The sequence below is a fragment of the Arthrobacter sp. UYNi723 genome (assembly GCF_054057635.1).
This window is the reverse complement of record NZ_JBSRZM010000017.1, coordinates 47,210-66,797: the sequence shown is the minus strand read 5'-3', so window position 1 is coordinate 66,797 and position 19,588 is coordinate 47,210. Positions and strand designations below refer to the sequence as shown.

Sequence of the window (19,588 nt, the reverse complement as noted above, 5' to 3'; positions counted from 1 at the left end):
CACTTGCACCCTCCGGAATCGTGTAAGCTTTTCAAGGTGGTTCGGCCGGACTGCTGAGTTGAAATCCTGGCTAACATCAGGAGTAAACGCAGCGGAGAACGGCGGAACTAACGGGCTGTAGCGCAGCTTGGTAGCGCACTTGACTGGGGGTCAAGGGGTCGCAGGTTCAAATCCTGTCAGCCCGACCAAAACAGAAGCGTCCCGGAGAATTTTCTCCGGGACGCTTCTGTTTTGTGCCGTCCTTTTCGGATGTTTGGCGGCCTGGCCTATTTCAGGAACTTCGATGTCCTGCGGTCCGCCAGGATCTTTCCCTTGGTCTGGCACGTGGGACAGTACTGCAAGGAAGTATCCGCGAAGGACACCTCCCGGACTGTGTCACCACACACCGGGCAAGCCTCGCCGGTGCGGGCATGGACCCGCATGTGGCTGCGTTTGACGTCCTTGAGCTCGCTTGGTGGCTTGCCCTCGGCTTCGGCCAGGGCTGTTCCGAGCACGCTGTGGATGGCGTCATAAAGCACCTGCACCGTGCCGCGGTCCAAGGACTTGGCGGTGGCAAAGGGGGAGATCCTCGCAGCATGCAGGATCTCGTCGCTGTAGGCGTTCCCTATCCCCGCGATCACGCTCTGGCTCCGTAGGACGCCCTTGATCTGCTGGGAAGTGGAGCCGAGAATATCCGCCAGCATGTCGGCGTCGAACGCTGTGCTGAACGGGTCCGGCCCGAGCGCCGCGACGCCCGGCACATCGTGGGGGTCGCGCACCACGTACACGGCAAGGCTCTTTTTGGTCCCCGCCTCGGTGAGATCCATGCCATGGGCACCGTCCGGCCCGGTGAACGCCAGCCGCATGGCGATGTGGCCCTTTCCCATCCGGAGCTGGGTGTCTGTGGGGGAGTCCGTGAAGCGGACCCAGCCCGCCCGGGCGAGGTGGAAGACAAACGACGGCCCGTCGGTGTCAATGCTGACAAACTTTCCGAACCGCCGCACGCCGGCGACGGTGCAGTTCTCCAGCGCTGTGAACGGCGGATCCGCTGTCTTCAGCACGGCAAAAGAAACGGTCTGGACCTTCCGCACCACCGCTCCGCGCAGGCGCTCGTCCAGGAAACCGGCCAGGCCTGCAACCTCGGGAAGCTCCGGCATGGTTTACCTGCGGTCAGCCTGGCTGTCGGTTGCGGACTGCGCCTCAGGGACAGGTGAGCTGGCGGCGGAGCCCTTGGCCGCCTTCGCAGCCAGGGAACGCTCGGCATCTGCCTTCTTGAACACCTTCATCTTTTTGCCGCGCTGCCGCCAGACCCTCCATAGGATCACGCCAACCACAAAAATGACGGCGGCTGCGATGGCTGAGATCTGTGTCCACAGCGGGAACCAGGTTGCCTCGGTGCCAAGGATCCGCTGTCCGTTATGGGCGGCCTGCGAGCTGCCGAACATGATCCCGGCGGTCAGCAGATTCGGGGACGCGAGAGCCACAGCGGCGACGAGGATAGTCAGCTTCCAGGGCCAGCTCACGGATTTGCGCGTGGCCTGCCAGGCCACCAGGAGGGGGACGAACGTGAAAACGAACCCGTAAAACATCCCCACCAGGATGCCCGCCCCAAGATTGCCCTGGACCTGGTTGCGGATAACATTCGCCCACCAGACCGGGAGGATGGCCGCAAAGGCAAAGTAAGCAATAGCGAGGACCACCAGCGCCACCGCAACGAGGATGATCCGCGCAGCCCAGTTCGCCTGTTTCACGGGGGAATCCTGTGAGTGTGTTCTCATGCGTCTCATCATGTCAGAATCCTCCTCGAACGCCCGTGGAGTTGTGCCTATACTTTCAGCGGCGGCTTGTTTCCCAGGCCCCGTTGACATTGGTGATTGACCCGATGAAAGGCCCCTGATGAGCAACATTCCCGAAGACCTGTCCTACACCGCCGAGCACGAGTGGGTATCCGCACCGAGCGCCGACGGCGTGGTCCGGGTGGGCATCACCGACTTCGCGCAGGACGCACTCGGAGATGTTGTCTATGCCCAGATGCCGGAAGCAGGCACCAAAGTCACCGCAAACGAAGTCGTGGGCGAAGTCGAATCCACCAAGAGCGTCAGCGACATCTATGCTCCTGTCAGCGGCGAAGTCGTGGCACGCAACGAATCCCTCGATACTGATTCGGCGTTGATCAACTCCGATCCGTACGGCGACGGCTGGCTGATCGAGATCCGGCTAGCAGAAGCGGACGCTGTGGAATCCTTGCTCAGTGCATCCGAGTACGAACAGCAGGTAGGCTGAAGCTAACGGGTTCATCCGGTCCGGCCAACGGGCGTCTTCGCACGTCAGTGGCCGGATCGGGGCCCGGCAACGGATCCGCGAGGCGGATCTGTCAGGGCAAAAGTTGATTGCAGGCGTGAGAGCTGCAGCGAAAGAGGAGGAATCCATGGTTGGCCACGAACAGGACCCTGCCGAAGGCGAGTACGGCACAGGTGCGGCCCGGGCTTCGGAGACCACCTCGATCCATCTCACCCCCGTCTCCGACGAGCCCACCATCGCCCCCAAGCTGTCCACGGACGAGCGTTCATCCGTGGAGGCGCTGCCGGCCGGTTCCGCGCTTCTGGTGGCCCACAGCGGCCCGAACGCGGGTGCCCGCTTCCTGCTTGACACGGACAACACCACGGCCGGCCGTCATCCTGACGCCGACATCTTCCTGGATGACGTCACCGTCTCGCGGCGCCACGTCGAGTTCCGCCGCACGGCGCGGAGCTTTGAAGTGGTGGATACCGGTAGCCTCAACGGCACTTACGTCAACCACGACCGCGTGGACAGTGTTGAGCTAAAGTCCGGGAACGAAGTCCAGATCGGCAAGTTCCGACTCACCTTCTACCTGAGCCCTGCCCGCGCAGCAGGCCGCGCCTGATCCCGGGACACTTGCCTGTGGCAATGGCACAACCGGAACGCCGGGGGCCCCAAGTTTTGAACATCGGGGAAGTCCTCGCGCAACTCAGCGGCGACTTTCCGGGTATGACCGCGTCGAAAATCAGGTTCCTCGAGGAAAAGGGACTGATTAATCCGCGCCGTACTCCGGCCGGATACCGGCAGTACTCGGACAGTGACGTCGAACGTCTCCGTTTTGTGCTGGCGCTGCAGCGGGACCAGTACCTTCCACTGAAAGTCATCAAGGACTACCTTGATGCGATCGACAGGGGAGAGCGGCCCGAGAACCTGCCGCCCGGCGTCGTGGTTTCGCCGCGGATCGTTTCGGACGAATTGGCCGTGGAGCTTCAGAACCGCGGCCGGAAATTCAGCGAGGAACAGCTGCGGACCGAGTCCGGCGCCAGCATTCCGTTACTCCAATCGCTGCTGAGCTTCGGGCTGATCAGCCACAGCAACGGCAAGTTCGACGAGCACGCCCTCCAGGTGGCCCGTGCCTGCGTGCAACTGGAGAGCCACGGCCTTGAGCCGCGCCACCTGCGGCCGTTCCAGGCCGCCGCGGAACGTGAATTCGGACTCGTGGAGCGCGCAGTTGCGCCGCTCGCGTCCCGGCGCGATTCCGCGTCACAGGCGCGGGCTGCGGAAGCGGCCCGCGAAATCAGCGACCTCTGCCTGGTCCTGCACCGGGCACTGGTCCAGGACCGTATCTCACGTATGGACATCTGATGATCGAAGTGGAGATCGTAGGCGTTCGTATCGAACTGCCGTCCAACCAGCCGCTCGTCCTGCTGCGCGAGATCCACGGCGAACGTCACGTGCCCATCTGGATCGGGACTCCAGAGGCAAGTGCCATCGCCCTGGCCCAGCAAGGGGTAGTGCCTCCGCGCCCGATGACCCACGACCTCCTGGTGGACGTGGTGGAGTCCCTGGGCCATTCGGTTGTCAGCGTCAACATTGTGGCGGTTGAGGACAACATCTTTTATGGCCAGCTCCAGTTCGAGAACGGCACCACCGTCAGCTCGCGGGCATCGGACGCCCTCGCGATCGCGTTGCGGGCCAAATGCCGCATCTGGTGTGCCGACTCGGTAATGGATGAAGCCGGAGTCCGTATTACCGAGCATGACGAGGGAGAGGACACTGACCCGGGCCCCACCGTGGACGAGGAGCGCGAACTGCGGCGCTTCCGTGAGTTCCTGGACGATGTGGAGCCCGAAGACTTCGACGGCTGAGGTCACATTAAGGTTAAAGTTGAGCCTGAAAGTTCCGACACGCCTGCGCCAAGCGGCCTAGATCTTTGACCTTGGGGCGCAGCGGGCCTAACGTCGAAGGTACAAGCTCCCATTGCTTACAGCAGCCGCGCAAGTCACACTGTAAAAGTACGACCCCCGCGAAATTACATGCATGAACTTCATGTGTGCACCGGCTGATGCAGTGGTCCCCGGGAGCTTATGACAAGGAGGATCCAGGTGAGTCCCAAAGGCGAAGCAGGCGGGCTGAAGCAGCCCACAACGGCTGGTGTGGCTGTGCCCGCGAGCGGTGCCCAGGGCCTCCTGTTTACCGAAGATCTTCCCGTCCTGGACGAGGACGCCGGTTACCGCGGCCCCACGGCCTGCAAGGCGGCCGGCATCACGTACCGCCAGCTGGACTACTGGGCACGCACCGGGCTGGTTGAGCCCGCAGTCCGCGGCGCCGCAGGCTCCGGCTCGCAGCGACTCTACGGCTTCCGGGACATTCTCGTACTTAAGGTAGTCAAGCGGCTCCTGGACACCGGCGTCTCCCTTCAGCAGATCCGCACGGCAGTCGAACACCTGCGCGAACGCGGCGTGGAGGATCTGGCACAGATCACGCTCATGAGCGACGGCGCGAGCGTCTACGAATGCACCTCCGCAGACGAGGTCATCGATCTTGTCCAGGGCGGCCAAGGCGTCTTCGGCATCGCCGTGGGCAGGGTCTGGCGCGAAGTCGAGGGCAGCCTGGCTTCCCTGCCGAGCGAACACGCCGCCGAACACTCCTTTCCCGACGACGAGCTGAGCAAGCGGCGCGCTGCCCGCAAGATCGGCTGACAACAGGCTGGCGCAACACCAACAAGAAGAGGCCACCCCCGGCGGGGGTGGCCTCTTCTTGTTGTCCGCGGAACCTTTGGCTGCAGCGGGGCTGCACCCAAAGGGTTAACGCTGGGTTCGGTTTCGCAGGCCGCTTCCGGTCGCCAGGAGGTTGACAAGGAGGGCGTCGAACAACGCAGCAGATGTCTTCGCGGATTCGCCGGGCCAGTGGTGCACCGGGTGGGCCGCGCCCTGGATCTGCTGCCAGTTCGCCTGTTCGGGGATGCGTGGGCTCAGCAGCAGGTCACCGAACATCGATTCCATTTCCGCGAGCCGGTACGTGTGTTCGGAGGAGCCGGTGCGAACGCGGTTGGCCACAATGCCTGCGGGGGATAGGTTCGGCGCGAATTCCTGCTTGAACAGCTGGATGGCGCGCATGGTCCGTTCCGTTCCCGCCACCGAGAAGAGTCCCGGCTCGGCCACGAGCGCCACCTTGTCACTCGCGGACCAGGCCATCCGGGTCAGCCCGTTCAGCGACGGCGGGCAGTCAATGAGGACCAGCTCGTAGCGGTCGGCGCCAGCCAGGACCGCGGAAAGCCTGCGGAGGTCCCGACGGCCAAGGTCCGGGCGGTCGTAGATGCCGGTGTACGCCGAACCCACGGCGACGTCCAGCACGGCCGGTCCGGATCCGTTGGCATGCGCCCGTGCCGTCCAGGAGCTGCCCGCGACATTGTCTGCCAGTTTGGCCCGGCGGGGGCTCTTGAGCATCCTGCCGATGTCCAGCTGGTCGCCGGCCTGGACCCCCAGAGCAGTGGTCGCGTCCGCATGGGGATCGAGGTCCACCACCAGTGTGGGGATGCCCGCGGCAAGCGCCGCAGACGCCAATCCTGTGGTGACGGACGTCTTGCCGACTCCGCCCTTGAGGCTGCTGATGCTGACTACTTGCACTTGTGAGACCAAAACCTAACGCCGGCTGCCGTGTTGGGGGTAATGTTTGCTCCGGCACTGCCGAAGCCGGCGGCTCGAGCCGCCTTACTCATCATATGTGGCTTCGCCGGTGAATCCCGTCTTATGGGGACGCGGCATGGCACGGCGATGGTATGGGTGGCCGGTTCTGCCAGCCTCTGTCGATGCACGCGGGACATGACGGAAGCTTCTGTGACTGTGGCCACAATGATTTGTATTTCTAAGTGCGGGTCTTAGACACTGTGACCACTTACCGATACACCCGCAATGATGCAGGAGAATTATGTTTTCCAAGATTCTGGTGGCCAACCGCGGCGAAATCGCGATCAGGGCCTTCCGTGCCAGCTACGAGCTGGGCGCTAAGACCGTTGCTGTCTTCCCCAATGAGGACCGAAACTCGATCCACCGCCAGAAGGCCGATGAGGCATATCTGATCGGCGAAGTGGGGCATCCCGTCCGGGCCTACCTGGATGTTGCCGAGGTGGTCCGCGTCGCCAAGGAGTCCGGCGCCGACGCCATCTACCCCGGCTACGGCTTCCTTTCGGAAAACCCCGACCTGGCCCGCGCTGCACAGGAAGCGGGCATCACCTTCGTTGGCCCGCCGGCTGAGGTGCTTGAGCTGGCCGGCAACAAGGTGGCAGCACTGAAGGCTGCCCGTGAGGCCGGTGTTCCGGTCCTGAAATCGAGTGAACCCTCGAAGGACATGGATGAGCTGATCGCTGCAGCCGACGAGATCGGTTTCCCCATCTTCGCCAAGGCCGTCGCCGGCGGCGGCGGACGTGGCATGCGCCGCGTCGACACGAGGGAAGCCCTTCCCGAGGCGCTGCAGGCCGCCATGCGCGAAGCCGATGCTGCATTCGGTGACCCCACCATGTTCCTGGAGCAGGCCGTGCTCCGCCCGCGCCACATCGAGGTGCAGATCCTTGCCGACGCTGAGGGCAACGTCATCCACCTGTTCGAACGTGACTGCTCCATCCAGCGCCGTCACCAGAAGGTCATTGAGATCGCCCCGGCGCCCAACCTGGACGAGGGCATCCGCCAGGCCCTTTACCGTGACGCGGTGAAGTTCGCCAAGGCCCTGAACTACGTCAACGCCGGAACCGTGGAGTTCCTGGTGGACACCGTTGGCGAACGCGCCGGACAGCATGTCTTCATCGAAATGAACCCCCGCATCCAGGTCGAACACACCGTTACGGAGGAAGTGACGGACGTTGACCTGGTGCAGGCACAGCTTCGGATCGCTTCCGGCGAGACCCTCGCGGACCTCGGCCTCTCCCAGGAGACGGTCCAGCTTAAGGGCGCAGCGCTGCAGTGCCGCATCACCACCGAGGACCCGGCCAACGGGTTCCGGCCCGACGTCGGGAAGATCACCGGCTACCGCTCCGCCGGCGGCGCCGGTGTAAGGCTCGACGGCGGCACCGTGTACTCGGGTGCCGAAATCAGCCCGCACTTCGACTCCCTGCTGGTGAAGCTGAGCTGCCGCGGCCGCGACTACCCGGCCGCCGTGGCCCGCGCACGCCGGGCCCTCGCGGAGTTCCGCATCCGTGGTGTGTCCACCAACATTTCCTTCCTCCAGGCCGTGCTCGACGACGCCGACTTCATTGCCGGCAACGTCGCCACGAACTTCATCGACGAGCGTCCGCAGTTGCTGAAGGCCCGGGTCTCCGCCGACCGCGGCACCAAGCTCCTGACGTGGCTGGCCGAAGTTACGGTCAACAAGCCCAACGGCGAGCTGAAAGTGCACTCGGATCCGGCCGCCAAACTCCCGGCCGTTGGGGACCAGCAGGCGGTGCCGGGATCGCGCCAGCGCCTCCTTGAGCTTGGCCCCGAAGGCTTCGCCAAGGCACTGCGGGAGCAGACCGCCGTGGCCGTCACCGACACCACCTTCCGCGACGCCCACCAGTCCCTGCTGGCCACCCGCGTGCGTACCCGCGACCTCGTGGCCGCCGGTCCCGCGGTCACAGCCCTCCTGCCGGAACTCCTGTCCGTGGAGGCCTGGGGCGGCGCAACCTACGATGTGGCCCTTCGCTTCCTCGGCGAGGACCCCTGGGACCGCCTGGCCGCCCTGCGGAAGGCGCTGCCCAACGTCTGCCTGCAGATGCTGCTGCGCGGCCGGAACACGGTGGGCTACACGCCGTACCCGGAAGAGGTGACGGTGGCTTTCGTCAACGAGGCCGCAGCCACCGGTATCGACATTTTCCGCATCTTCGATGCCCTGAACGACGTGAACCAGATGGCCCCCGCCATCCGCGCCGTCCGGGCCACTGGCACCGCAGTGGCCGAAGTAGCCCTGTGCTACACCGGCGACATGCTGAACCCGGACGAGAAGCTGTACACGCTGGACTACTACCTGGAACTGGCCCAGCGGATTGTGGACGCCGGCGCGCACATCCTGGCCATCAAGGACATGGCCGGGCTGCTCCGCCCGGCAGCGGCCGCCAAACTGGTGGCCGCACTGCGCGAACGCTTCGACCTCCCGGTCCACCTCCACACGCATGACACGGCAGGCGGCCAGCTGGCTACCCTGCTGGCGGCAGTTGACGCCGGCGTGGACGCTGTTGACGTTGCCTCCGCATCGCTGGCCGGGACTACCAGCCAGCCGTCCGCCTCCGCCCTGGTGGCGGCGCTGGCGCACACCCCTCGGGACACCGGCTTGAGCCTTGAGGCAGTCAGCTCCCTTGAGCCGTACTGGGAAGCCGTGCGCCGCGTCTACGCGCCGTTCGAGTCAGGCCTGCCAGGCCCCACCGGCCGCGTCTACCAGCACGAAATCCCGGGCGGCCAGCTGTCAAACCTGCGCCAGCAGGCCATGGCGCTGGGTCTCGGGGAGCGCTTCGAGGCGATCGAGGACATGTACACCGCGGCGGACCGGATCCTGGGCCGCCTGGTGAAGGTCACGCCGTCGTCCAAGGTGGTGGGCGACCTCGCACTGCACCTCGTTGGCCTCAACGCGGATCCCTCGGACTTCAACGAAAACCCGCAGAACTACGACATCCCGGACTCCGTCATCGGCTTCCTGTCCGGCGAACTCGGTGACCCGCCCGGAGGATGGCCGGAACCCTTCCGCACCAAGGCGCTCCAGGGCCGCAGCATCAAGGTCCGCGACGTTGACCTCAGCCCCGAGGACAGCGCCGCGCTCCAGGGCGATTCCAAGACCCGCCAGAGCACGCTGAACCGCCTGCTCTTCGAAGGCCCCACCAAGGATTACCTCAAGAGCGTCGAGACCTACGGCAACATTTCCGTCCTCGACACCCGCGACTACCTCTACGGCCTGCAGCGCGGCGCCGAGCACGAGATCCAGCTGGAGAAGGGTGTCCGGCTGATCGCCTCGCTGGAAGCCGTTTCCGAGCCCGACGAAAAGGGCATGCGCACGGTCATGTGCACCCTGAACGGCCAGTCCCGCCCCGTTGTGGTCCGTGACCGCTCCGTGGTGAGCAACGTCAAGGCCGCCGAGAAGGCAGACCCGGCCCAGCCGGGCCACGTCGCCGCGCCGTTCGCCGGCGCCGTCACCGTGACCGTCAAGGCCGGCGACACGGTCAACGCCGGTGACACGGTGGCCACCATCGAAGCGATGAAGATGGAAGCCTCCATTACGACGCCGGTGGCAGGCAAAGTCTCGCGGCTCGCCATTTCAGCGGTGGAGCAGGTCCAGGGTGGCGACCTCCTCCTGGTCGTGGAGCAGGGCTAAGCAGTCCAACCACAAAAGGAAGGGCCCTCCCGGCTTGGAAGATTGCTTCCGCCGGGAGGGCCTTTCGTTTTGCGTTGCCGATTAGCCGCGCGGCGCGCCGTACATTTCCTCGATGACTGTCTCGAAGTCCTTCATCACCTGGGCCCGCTTCACCTTCATGGACGGCGTCAGATGGCCGGACGCTTCCGTGAAGTCCGAAGCGACGATCCGGAATGACTTGATGGCCTCCGCCTGCGACACCGAGGCGTTGGCCTGCGTGATGAGGTCCTGCACGGCGGCCTTGACCACCGGGTTCCCGACGGCTTCGTCGAGCGTGGTGGCGGCCGGCAGTCCGTGCCGCTGGAGCCAGCCCGGCAGGGCCTCCTGGTCCAGGGTCACCAACGCGCCGATGAACGGCCGGTTGTCGCCCACCACCAGGACCTGGGAGACCAGCGCATCCGCCCGGATCTGGTCCTCCAGCAGGGCCGGAACCACGTTCTTACCACCGGCCGTGACAATGATTTCTTTCTTCCGGCCGGTGATCCACAGGAAGCCGCTCTCGTCGAGCCGTCCGATGTCGCCGGTGCGGAACCAGTCATCGGCAAACGTATCCGCCATCAGGTCATCGCGCTTGTAGTAGCCGCGCATCACACAGACGCCCTTGGCCAGGATCTCGCCGTCTTCGGCGATCCTGACGGAGTTGCCCGGCAGGGGCTTGCCCACGGAACCGATCTTGATCAGGGCCGGCGTGTTGACGGAAATCGGGGCGGTGGTCTCGGTCAGGCCATACCCTTCAAGGATCTGCAGGCCGATGCCCTGGAAGAAGTGGCCCAGCCGTTCGCCGAGCGGACCGCCGCCGGACACAGCATGGGCCACGTTCCCGCCCATCGCAGCGCGCAGCTTGCCGTAAACGAGTTTGTCGAACACTGTGTGCTTGAGTTTCAGCCCCAGGCCAACGTGCCCGGCCTGGCGGGCTTTGGAGAACGCGATGGCGGTCTCCGTGGCCTTGTGGAAGATGGCACCCTTGCCGCCGTCCTCTGCCTTTGTCAGGGCCGAGTTGTACACCTTTTCGAAGACGCGCGGCACGGCCAGGATGAACGTGGGCTGATAGCTCTGCAGGTCAGCCAGCAGGTTCTTGATGTCGGGGGTGTGTGCCACGGTGGCCCCGGCGGCCACGGCCAACACCGAAATGAACCGGGCAAAGACGTGCGCCAAAGGCAGGAACATGATGGTTTTTGCCTGCTCGTTGACTACGTCGCCAAGCAGTGCCAGGGCGTTGTCGGACAGCTCAACGAAGTTGCCGTGGGTCAGCTCGCAGCCCTTGGGCCGGCCGGTGGTGCCGGAGGTGTAGATCAGGGTGGCAACGTCACTGAGCCGCGCCGATGAGCGGCGGGCCTCAAGGTCGGCGTCGCTGACGTCCCGGCCGGCCTCACGGACGGCGTCCAGTCCGCCACCTTCGAGCTGCCAGACGTGCTGGAGGGCGGTGAGGCCTTCCGAGGTGGCCGCCTGCCGGATGATGTCCTCGTGGTGGGCGGCCTCGCCGAAGGCGGCCACTGCACCGGAGTCACCGAGGTTCCAGGCAACCTGCGACGGCGATGAGGTTTCGTAGATGGGCACTGAGACGGCGCCGGCGAACCAGATGGCGAAGTCGATGAGGGCCCACTCGTAGCGGGTGCGGGACATGATGCCCACCCGGTCGCCGGCTCCCACGCCGCTGGCCATCAGGCCCTTCGCAAGGGCTGAGACGTCCGCCAGGAAGTCTGTGGCGGTGACGTCCCGCCAGGCGCCTGCGGAGTCCAGCCGCGAGAAGAGCGCCGGGTTGCTGGGCTTGGCTGCCTGCCGAAGCAAGAGATCGGTGATGTTGGTTTCCGGTGGGACAACAACCAGGGGCGGAACACTGAATTCGCGCACTATAGCTCCTTTGATATCCATAGACCCGCACAGGGTATGCCTAAAGACTAATACGCCTGCAACTTGGCCGTGCAGAAACAAACCTACTGGCCAGTAACATATGAGTCAAAGAGGAGTGCGGAAGCCATGGGCCCGGCCTCCGGCGCTGCCCGCCCGGTGCGCCCTAGAATGAAGCACTATGTACGTAACGTCCCCCGGCGAGCCAGCCGCCCCGCTCCGACGTCCGGCTCCCTGGCGGCGGCGGCCGCTGGCCTTGAGGGCCCGGCCCCGGCAGGTGGAAACGTTCCGCGAGCACCTGCGGCTCGGGCGCAAGGGGCTGGCAATCGGCATCGATATCGGCGGCACCAAGGTCGCCGCCGGCGTGGTGGACGCCGACGGAAGGATCCTGAGCGAGGCCCGGCGGTCCACCCCCGGCAGCGACCCGCGTGCGGTAGAGCAGGTCATCGTAGAGCTCGTGGACGAACTCGGAGCCGGCCACAGGGTCTGGTCAGTAGGCATCGGTGCGGCCGGTTGGATGGATCTGGACGGCGGAACCGTGCTTTTCAGTCCGCACCTCGCCTGGCGCAACGAGCCGTTGCGCGCAAACCTGCAGCGACTTCTGCGCCGGCCTGTGCTGCTGACGAACGACGCCGACGCCGCGGCCTGGGCGGAATGGCGCTTTGGTGCGGGGCAGGGCGAGGACAGGCTGGTGTGCATCACCCTCGGAACCGGCATCGGCGGTGCCATGGTGATGGACGGCCGGGTGGAGCGCGGCCGGTTTGGTGTAGCCGGCGAATTCGGCCACCAGATCATCATGCCCGGCGGGCAGCGTTGCGAGTGCGGCAACCGGGGCTGCTGGGAGCAGTACGCGTCGGGCAACGCCCTGGGCCGGGAAGCCAGGATTCTGGCGCGCGCCAATTCGCCAGTTGCCCAGGAACTGCTGGCCACCGTCGGCGGTGACGCGGAGCAGATCACCGGGGCGATTGTTACCGAGCTGGCACTCGCCGGCGATGCGGCCTGCCGCGAACTCCTGGATGAAGTGGGCGAATGGCTGGGCCTGGGATTGGCGAACCTCGCGGCCTCATTGGATCCGGGGCTGTTTGTGATCGGCGGGGGACTCTGCTCAGCGGGGGACCTGCTGGTGGAGCCTGCCCGTAAAGCATTCGCGCGGAACCTTACCGGCCGGGGCTTCCGTCCGGCGGCCGGCATCGAGCTGGCAGCGCTCGGACCCAACGCGGGGCTCATCGGGGCAGCCGACCTGTCCCGCGTCAGCAGCCGCATGCGGTGACGGACGCTCCTCAGACGCGGGCGCCGTCGTCGTTCTCGTCTTTTTCCTGGGGCAGCTTCATGATGAGGTAAACCACGGCAAGGATGAACACCGCCACCATGCCCACAATCGCCAGCAGCGGCGCGGACCGCCAGAAAATGACGGCCAGCAGCAAGGCAATGGGCGCACCAATTGCGCCCAGCCAGGCAAGCATGGTCAGGGGATCCGTCCCGGCAAGGCTTGGCGGTTCTTCCGGAACGAAGTCCCCGGCGTCGTCCTCCACGGCATAGTCACGCGGGCCGAAGGCGGCGGCGCCGCCCTGGCCGTCTCCGCCGGTCCCCTCGCCGGTCCCCTCGCCGGCGCCGTCCTGGCCGCCGTCACCGGTGCCCGGCGTCGCCGCCTGCCGTTCGGCTGCGGACAGTTCGGTGGGGGCTGTTCCTGCCAGACCCAGCGGATCAAAGTCGCGGAACGTCGCGGACCTGCCGGACCCGGCCACGGCGTCCGGGCCGGCCGGACCAGGAGTTTCAGGGTCATTGCCCGTGGCGTCAGGGCCTGGGGAGGCGGCGATGCCCGGGTCCTCTGTGCCGGTAGGGGTGGCAGGTTTCTCTTCGAGCCGGGCCACAAGGTCCAGCCACACAGCATCGTCCTGGTTTGCGCTCTGGTCCGGCGAGCCGGAGTCGGGCCTATTCATGGGCGGTGCCCTCCTGGACCTGGGCTGCTGCCGTGCCGGCAACCACCGCCCGGATGAAGTCGGCGGACCCCTGGAAGATCTCCTCGGCGTCGTTGTCCAGCGTTGCCACGTGGTAGCTGTTCTCCAGGGTGGTCAGTGTCAGCGGAGCGTTGGTCAGGCCGCGGCGCAGCGCTGCCACACTCGTGTCTGAAACCACGTGGTCCACGGTGGACCGGAAGACGCGTACAGGCGCGGTGATGCGGGGGAGCAGCCGGATGGTGTCCTTGAACATCTTGTTCAGCTCATGGGCCGCAGCTACGGGCGTTCGCGGGTAGGCGCCCTCGTCCATCCCGGGCTTGAGGATGTCGTTGGCAATGGCCGGGGTGCTCTTCAGGACCAGTTTCAGGATGCCGGCCAGTGGAGCGCGGGGATCATCAATCACCAGTCCGGGGTTCACCACGATCACCCCCGCCACGGGCCGGGTGGCGGCAATTCTCAGGGCCAGGGCACCGCCCATGCTCAGCCCGGCGACGAAGACGTGGTCGCAGTGGGAGTCCAGCTCCAGGTAGGCGTCGTCCAGGGCGCCGTGCCACTGCGGCCAGCGCGTGCGCGCAAGGTCCTGCCAACGGGTGCCGTGCCCGGGCAGCAGCGGCATGCGTACCGCGAAGCCGGCGTCGGCAAGCGACTTGGCCCACGCGCGCAGCCCGTGCGGACTGCCCGTGAATCCGTGTGAGAGGACCACCCCGATCCGGGCTCCGTCGCCGTTGACGGTGCTGCTGAAAGGGCTGTGGTCCGGTACGCCGGTCATGAAGTCTCCGAAGTGGTGTGAGGTGTGGCCGCGGTTCGGGCTGACGGTGCAGTGCTGGGTGCATGGGCAAGGAAGAAGGCGCTGGAACGGGCAAAAATCTCGGGCGCGTCAACATCCAGGGTGGCCACGTGACCGCTGTTGTGCAGGTCCACTACCTCCACCAGACGTGGGCCCAAACGCTGCCGCAACATCAGGAGTGAGGTGGCCGGCACCACGACGTCCGACTGGGACTTGAATACCTGCACCGGGGCGGTGACCTGGTGTAGCCCGCGGGTGGCTGTGCCGAAAAGCTTCTTGAGCTCGTGCACGGCTGCCAACGGAGTCCGTGAGTAGTCGCCGTCATTGGTGACGTCCGCCGTCGGCTGTTCCTCCTGAATGGGCAGCGTGGTGCGCTGGAAGTACTTGAGAACTCCGATGACCCGCACGCGGCGGTCGTAGAAGCTGAGGCCGGGATTCACCAAGGAGACGCCAGCCACGGGATGCCTGGCGGCAGTCAGCAGCGCAATGGCGCCGCCCATCGAGAGGCCGGCCACAAAACACTGCTCTGTCCGGGCGCTCAGCTGCAGGTACGCCGATTCGAAAGTCCCGTACCAGTCACGCCAGTTCGAGCGGGCGAGCTGCCGCCAATCCGTACCGTGGCCGGGCAGGAGCGGCACCGACACGGCGAATCCTTGGGCGGCGAGGTCCTCTGCCCAGGGCAGGACGCTGAGCGGGCTGCCGGTAAAGCCATGGCAGATGGCAATCCCGGTAGTGGCATTGGGTCCGTGGCCGGGGTAGCTGAAAGCGGCAGGCCGGGGCGCGATGCTGCTTTCTGTCATAACACCATCGTGTCATTGTTCTCGACAAATCTCACTAGAGTAGGGTTGCACTGGAGTGCCCGCCCGGCCCGACGAAGGGCCGGCCGGCCGGCTTCCGGAGAGGTTCGTCACGTGTTCTATTGGGTCATGAAGAGGATCTTCCTGGGGCCGGTGCTGCGGCTCCTTTTCCGCCCCTGGGTCAAGGGTCTGGACAATGTACCTGCGCAGGGCGCGGCAATTATCGCCTCAAACCACCTGTCTTTCTCCGACTCCATCTTTATGCCGCTGATGGTCCGCCGGCCGGTTGTTTTCCTGGCCAAGTCCGAGTACTTCACCGGCACCGGCATCAAAGGCAGGCTGACGGCCATGTTCTTCAGGCTCACCAACCAGCTGCCCATGGACAGGTCCGGGGGCGCGGCATCGGCTGTTTCGCTCAACGCCGGCATGGATGTCCTGACAAGCGGGGGACTGCTGGGCATCTACCCTGAAGGGACCCGCAGCCCCGACGCTCGCCTCTACCGGGGCAAAGTGGGCGTCGCCAAGCTGGCCCTGCAGGCTGGTGTGCCCGTGATTCCCGTGGCCATGATCGGCACGGACAAGGTTCAGCCCATCGGCAAGCGGATGCCAAACATCCGGCGCATCGGCATGATTTTCGGTGCGCCCTTGGATTTCAGCCAGTACGCAGACCAGGCGGAGGACCGGCTGGTCCAGCGCAAGGTCACCGACGAAATCATGTTCGAGCTGATGCGGCTCTCCGGCCAGGAGTACGTGGACGAGTACGCTGCCGTGGTGAAGCTCCGCCTTACGGGCGCAGCAGCCACCGAGGCTGGGGGCGCCACCGCGAAACGCGCCGATCCCGACGGCGGTGCTGAGGGCACTGATGCCGAGGGTAAGGACCCGGCAGCGGGCTGACTGTGACGCCGCTCTCGGTACGCGTGACGGTCAGGTGTCCTGAAGCCAGCCGCGCACATTAGTCTTAGATAGTGACTGAGCTATCTGCAAAACCTGCCTTTTCGCTGTCCAGCACCGCCCAGAGCGGAGCAGCCAATTATCCTGGCCTTGATGATTGGCGTGACCTTCCCGTTTCCCAGCAGCCCAGCTGGCAGGACAAGGACGTTTTCGACGCGTCTGTCGGGGAGCTTTCCGTGCTCCCGCCGCTGGTTTTCGCCGGCGAAGTGGACGTTCTCCGGGAACGGCTGGCGGCTGCAGCGGAGGGCAAAGCCTTCCTGCTGCAAGGTGGCGACTGTGCTGAGACCTTTGAAGCGGCAACAGCGGATAAGATCAGCGCCCGGGTCAAGACCATCCTCCAGATGGCAGTGGTGCTCACCTACGGCGCAGCGATGCCAGTCATCAAGATGGGCCGAATGGCCGGCCAGTTCGCCAAGCCCCGCTCTTCCAACGACGAGACCCGCGACGGCGTGACCCTCCCGGCGTACCGCGGCGACATCGTTAACGGCTACGAGTTCACTCCCGAGTCTCGTGGCCATGACGCCGCCCGGATGCTCAAGGCCTACCACACGTCCGCCTCCACCCTGAACCTCATCAGGGCCTTCACGCAGGGCGGCTTCGCGGACCTGCGCTCCGTGCACCAGTGGAACAAGGGTTTCACCGAAAACCCGGCGCACGCCCGCTACGAATCCCTGGCCCGTGACATCGACCGCGCCATCAAGTTCATGGCATCCTGCGGCGCTGATTTCGAAGCACTCAAGCGGGTGGAATTCTTCGCCAGCCACGAGGCCCTGCTGCTGGACTACGAGCGTGCCCTGACCCGCATCGATTCGCGGACCGGATTCCCGTATGACACCTCGGCGCATTTCCTCTGGATCGGGGAGCGTACGCGCGAGCTTGACCACGCGCACGTTGACTTCCTCTCACGCGTCCGGAACCCCATTGGCGTGAAGCTGGGCCCGTCGACAACCGGCGACGACGCCCTCCGCCTCATCGACAAGCTGGATCCCGAGCGGGAGCCGGGCAGGCTGACGTTCATCACGCGTATGGGCGCGGGCAATATCCGCGGGAAGCTTCCCGCCATTGTGGAGAAGGTGACCGCCTCCGGCGCCAAGGTTCTCTGGGTCACCGATCCGATGCACGGCAACACCGTCACCTCGCCCAACGGCTACAAGACCCGGAACTTCGACGACGTCATTGACGAAGTACGCGGGTTCTTCGAAGTCCACCATGCTTTGGGCACGGTTCCCGGTGGCCTCCACGTGGAGATGACCGGTGACGACGTCGCCGAATGCCTGGGCGGTGCCGATCCGGTGGACCAGGAAGCGTTCCTCGACAAGTACGAGTCGGTCTGCGATCCGCGCCTGAACCACATGCAGTCCCTGGAAATGGCGTTCCTGGTGGCCGGAGCACTGGCCAAGCACTGAGCGCTCTACGCGGAGTCGGACTTCCGCGGTGGTGTGGCCGGCAGTCCGCCGGCTACACCACTGTCAGGGTAACGACGGAGCCTTCAGGCACCCTCTTCTTCACCGGGTCCTGATCCCGTACCGTGCCGAAGAAGCCGCCGAGGATATTGTTCACCCGTACCTCGAAGCCCAGCGCACGCAGCGCTTCTTCGGCTTCCTTGGCTTGTTTCCCGATGAAGCTGGGGACTTCAACGAGCTTGGGTCCGTCTGAAATAGTCAGCGTCACCGCGCCGCCCTTGGTCAGGGTGCCGGTCGCAGGCGACTGCGCGGCAACCGACCCCTTGGGCACGTGCCTGTCGTTGACTTTGTCCTTCGCGACATCGGCCTTGAGGCCGGCCGACTCGATGGTTTCGACGGCGGCGTCCTCCTCCAGCCCGACGACTGACGGAACGGGGATCGGCTGCGGGCCCTTGGAGACGGACAGGGCTACCGGAGTCCCATGGCGCGCTGGGGTTCCTGCGGCGGGATCCTGGGCCAACACAACGCCGGCGGCAACGGCGTCGTCAAATTGTTCAGTGACGGTACCTAGCGCCATTTCGGCCTGGTTCAGTGCATTTTTGGCATCGTCAAGTGTTCCGCCGGTCAGTTTCGGGAGTTCGAACAGTTGCGGCCCCTTGGAAACAAACAGGGACACGAGCTGGAACTTCCTGGTCTCTGTGCCGGCAGTCGGGTCGGAGCCCACAACGAGGCCGGACGGAACGTCGTCGTCAAAGACATCGTTGGTACGCGACTGGAACCCTGCCTCGCTCAGCAGTTGCTGGGCCTGGGCCACTGACTTGTTGGCGACCGCCGGAATGGTGCCCGGCGACCCGGGGCCCATGCCGAAGAACCAGCCGGCTCCTGTGGCAAGCAACGCGATGATGACCAGGACCACCACCCAGAGGGCGCCGCGGCGCCGCGGGTTCCCCTCCCGCAGACTCCGGACCGGGGTCGCCGCAGCCCGGGACCTTGCCTTCTCGTCCTCCCTGTCGAGCTTGCGGCGGGCGCGTTTGCTGAGGGGGATCGCTGCCGGGACGGCGTCTTGAGCATCTGGCCTGTAGTGCGCTTCCGGCCGGAACTGTACGCCTGGCCGGTAGTCGGCGTCGGGCGGATACAGGGCATGCGGAGCGTGCGGTGGGTGCTGTGGCTGCGGCCGGGAGAAGGACGACATCACGGCGGTGGGGTTGTTGGTGCGGGCGATGATCTCGGTCTGGTTCTGCTGGCCTTCTTGGGTCGCGGCAGGCGGCCTGAGGTCCAGTTCGGCATCCGTGAGGTTGGTCCGGATGTGGCGGAGTTCCTGCAGCAGGGCGTTGCCGTCCACCGGGCGGTTCTCGGGATCGTTTGCGGTGCACCACTGGACGAGTTCATCCACCTCGGCGGCGAGGCCAGGCACCAAGGCCGACGGCGGACCGACCGTTTCATTCACGTGCTTGTACGCAACCTGGATGGGGACCTCGCCGTCGTACGGCTGCTGGCCGGTCAGCATCTCATAGAGCATGATGCCCACCGAATAGATATCACTCCGGGTGTCAGCCTGCTTTCCCAGCACAAGCTCGGGGGAGAGGTAACCCACAGTACCGATCAGCGTCCCGGTGCTCGTTGACGTCGTTACCGCCCGGGCCAGTCCAAAGTCGCCGATCTTGATCCGGCCGTCGTCGGCAATCAGGACGTTCTCCGGTTTCACATCCCGGTGGATAAGCCCCGCGGCATGGGCCGCGCCGAGGCCCTGCACTACCGGATCAATCAGGGCAAGGGCCAGGCGGGGAGGCAGCGCACCTTTGGATCTGATGACGTCCCGGAGGGTGTGACCCTTGATGTGTTCCATGACCAGATAAGCGGTCTGGCCGTCGTTACCCTGGTCCAGGACTCCCACCACATGGGCGTGGGACAGCTTCGCGGCGGCTTTCGCCTCGCGGCCCAGCCGGTCCAGGAACGTCTCGTCGGTGGCGAGGTGGGGATGAAGGACCTTCAGGGCAACATCGCGTTCCAGCCGAAGGTCCGTTGCCAGATATACGGTGGACATGCCGCCGCGCGCGAGTTTGGAGCGGACGGCGTAGCGGTTGTCCACCAGCGTTCCAACGAGACGGTCTGACACTTGTTCCTGCACCCTACGATACTAATCCCGCATGGAAAAGGGTCCGAACCGACGTGCGGTCCGGACCCCTATCGTTCCCCCTTGGGCCGGCTTCAGCA

The 19,588-nt window shown here is 65.4% G+C and carries 17 protein-coding genes and 1 tRNA gene; 10 read left to right on the top strand and 8 right to left on the bottom strand.

Going from position 1 to position 19,588, the window contains the following annotated elements; translation table 11 throughout:
- The first annotated feature begins 111 nt into the window (after positions 1 to 111).
- Positions 112 to 188: transfer RNA gene (locus ACVWY0_RS14030), tRNA-Pro, on the top strand.
- A gap of 78 nt (positions 189 to 266) precedes the next feature.
- Here the strand turns inward: ACVWY0_RS14030 and ACVWY0_RS14025 are convergent.
- Both ACVWY0_RS14025 and ACVWY0_RS14020 read right to left on the bottom strand, forming a co-directional pair.
- A complete protein-coding gene (locus ACVWY0_RS14025; protein WP_485837223.1) occupies positions 267 to 1,136 on the bottom strand; it encodes an Fpg/Nei family DNA glycosylase in 870 nt (289 codons plus the stop codon).
- Positions 1,137 to 1,139: 3 nt separating this feature from the next.
- Positions 1,140 to 1,730 (bottom strand): hypothetical protein, encoded by a 591-nt coding sequence (locus tag ACVWY0_RS14020; RefSeq protein WP_485837222.1) that lies wholly within the window; start codon positions 1,728 to 1,730, stop codon positions 1,140 to 1,142.
- Between the two features lie 145 nt (positions 1,731 to 1,875).
- Here ACVWY0_RS14020 and gcvH point away from each other — a divergent pair, with 145 nt between their 5' ends.
- The 5 genes from gcvH to ACVWY0_RS13995 all read left to right on the top strand — a co-directional run bounded on the left by gcvH (position 1,876) and on the right by ACVWY0_RS13995 (position 4,961).
- A complete protein-coding gene (gcvH, locus tag ACVWY0_RS14015; protein ID WP_056342321.1) occupies positions 1,876 to 2,262 on the top strand; it encodes a glycine cleavage system protein GcvH in 387 nt (128 codons plus the stop codon).
- Positions 2,263 to 2,407: 145 nt separating this feature from the next.
- The gene (locus ACVWY0_RS14010; RefSeq protein ID WP_485837221.1) at positions 2,408 to 2,884 is read left to right on the top strand and encodes an FHA domain-containing protein; all 477 of its coding nucleotides are present in this window, start codon (positions 2,408 to 2,410) and stop codon (positions 2,882 to 2,884) included.
- A gap of 23 nt (positions 2,885 to 2,907) precedes the next feature.
- Positions 2,908 to 3,624 carry a transcriptional regulator FtsR gene (gene ftsR / locus ACVWY0_RS14005; protein ID WP_056342316.1) on the top strand — a complete coding sequence of 239 codons (717 nt, stop codon included), beginning with the start codon at positions 2,908 to 2,910 and terminating at the stop codon, positions 3,622 to 3,624.
- Entirely contained in the window at positions 3,624 to 4,127 is a 504-nt protein-coding gene (locus tag ACVWY0_RS14000; RefSeq protein ID WP_056342311.1) for a bifunctional nuclease family protein, read from the top strand. The genes ftsR and ACVWY0_RS14000 overlap by 1 nt, the downstream gene beginning before the upstream one ends.
- A gap of 237 nt (positions 4,128 to 4,364) precedes the next feature.
- Entirely contained in the window at positions 4,365 to 4,961 is a 597-nt protein-coding gene (locus ACVWY0_RS13995; protein ID WP_056342309.1) for a MerR family transcriptional regulator, read from the top strand.
- 105 nt (positions 4,962 to 5,066) lie between these two features.
- Here ACVWY0_RS13995 and ACVWY0_RS13990 read toward each other — a convergent pair whose 3' ends face one another.
- Positions 5,067 to 5,888, bottom strand: a complete 822-nt coding sequence (locus ACVWY0_RS13990; RefSeq protein WP_058929402.1) for a ParA family protein — start codon at positions 5,886 to 5,888, stop codon at positions 5,067 to 5,069.
- A 301-nt stretch (positions 5,889 to 6,189) separates the two neighbouring features.
- On the opposite strand from ACVWY0_RS13990, the gene ACVWY0_RS13985 reads away from it, so the two are divergent.
- Positions 6,190 to 9,591 (top strand): pyruvate carboxylase, encoded by a 3,402-nt coding sequence (locus tag ACVWY0_RS13985; protein ID WP_485837220.1) that lies wholly within the window; start codon positions 6,190 to 6,192, stop codon positions 9,589 to 9,591.
- Between the two features lie 81 nt (positions 9,592 to 9,672).
- Here the strand turns inward: ACVWY0_RS13985 and ACVWY0_RS13980 are convergent, their stop codons facing one another.
- Entirely contained in the window at positions 9,673 to 11,481 is a 1,809-nt protein-coding gene (locus ACVWY0_RS13980) for an AMP-dependent synthetase/ligase (RefSeq protein WP_485837219.1), read from the bottom strand.
- Between the two features lie 178 nt (positions 11,482 to 11,659).
- Between ACVWY0_RS13980 and ACVWY0_RS13975 the strand changes: the two genes are divergently transcribed.
- Positions 11,660 to 12,748, top strand: a complete 1,089-nt coding sequence (locus ACVWY0_RS13975; protein ID WP_485837218.1) for an ROK family glucokinase — start codon at positions 11,660 to 11,662, stop codon at positions 12,746 to 12,748.
- Positions 12,749 to 12,758: 10 nt separating this feature from the next.
- Here ACVWY0_RS13975 and ACVWY0_RS13970 read toward each other — a convergent pair whose 3' ends face one another.
- Genes ACVWY0_RS13970 through ACVWY0_RS13960 form a run of 3 tightly spaced genes read right to left on the bottom strand, consistent with a single transcriptional unit; the run spans position 12,759 to position 15,023 of the window.
- A complete protein-coding gene (locus tag ACVWY0_RS13970) occupies positions 12,759 to 13,418 on the bottom strand; it encodes a hypothetical protein (RefSeq protein ID WP_485837217.1) in 660 nt (219 codons plus the stop codon).
- Positions 13,411 to 14,205, bottom strand: coding sequence for an alpha/beta hydrolase (locus tag ACVWY0_RS13965; protein WP_485837216.1), 795 nt, complete (start codon positions 14,203 to 14,205; stop codon positions 13,411 to 13,413). The genes ACVWY0_RS13970 and ACVWY0_RS13965 overlap by 8 nt, the downstream gene beginning before the upstream one ends.
- Entirely contained in the window at positions 14,202 to 15,023 is an 822-nt protein-coding gene (locus tag ACVWY0_RS13960) for an alpha/beta hydrolase (RefSeq protein WP_058929396.1), read from the bottom strand. Before ACVWY0_RS13960 ends, ACVWY0_RS13965 begins: the two co-directional genes overlap by 4 nt.
- Positions 15,024 to 15,134: 111 nt before the next feature.
- Between ACVWY0_RS13960 and ACVWY0_RS13955 the strand changes: the two genes are divergently transcribed.
- Both ACVWY0_RS13955 and ACVWY0_RS13950 read left to right on the top strand, forming a co-directional pair.
- Positions 15,135 to 15,914: a lysophospholipid acyltransferase family protein gene (locus ACVWY0_RS13955; protein ID WP_485837215.1), complete on the top strand. Its 780-nt coding sequence runs from the start codon at positions 15,135 to 15,137 to the stop codon at positions 15,912 to 15,914.
- A gap of 71 nt (positions 15,915 to 15,985) precedes the next feature.
- The gene (locus ACVWY0_RS13950; protein WP_200950669.1) at positions 15,986 to 17,377 is read left to right on the top strand and encodes a class II 3-deoxy-7-phosphoheptulonate synthase; all 1,392 of its coding nucleotides are present in this window, start codon (positions 15,986 to 15,988) and stop codon (positions 17,375 to 17,377) included.
- A gap of 52 nt (positions 17,378 to 17,429) precedes the next feature.
- On the opposite strand, the gene pknB is transcribed toward ACVWY0_RS13950, so the two are convergent.
- Positions 17,430 to 19,502: a Stk1 family PASTA domain-containing Ser/Thr kinase gene (gene pknB / locus ACVWY0_RS13945; protein ID WP_485837214.1), complete on the bottom strand. Its 2,073-nt coding sequence runs from the start codon at positions 19,500 to 19,502 to the stop codon at positions 17,430 to 17,432.
- Between the last annotated feature and the right edge of the window lie 86 nt (positions 19,503 to 19,588).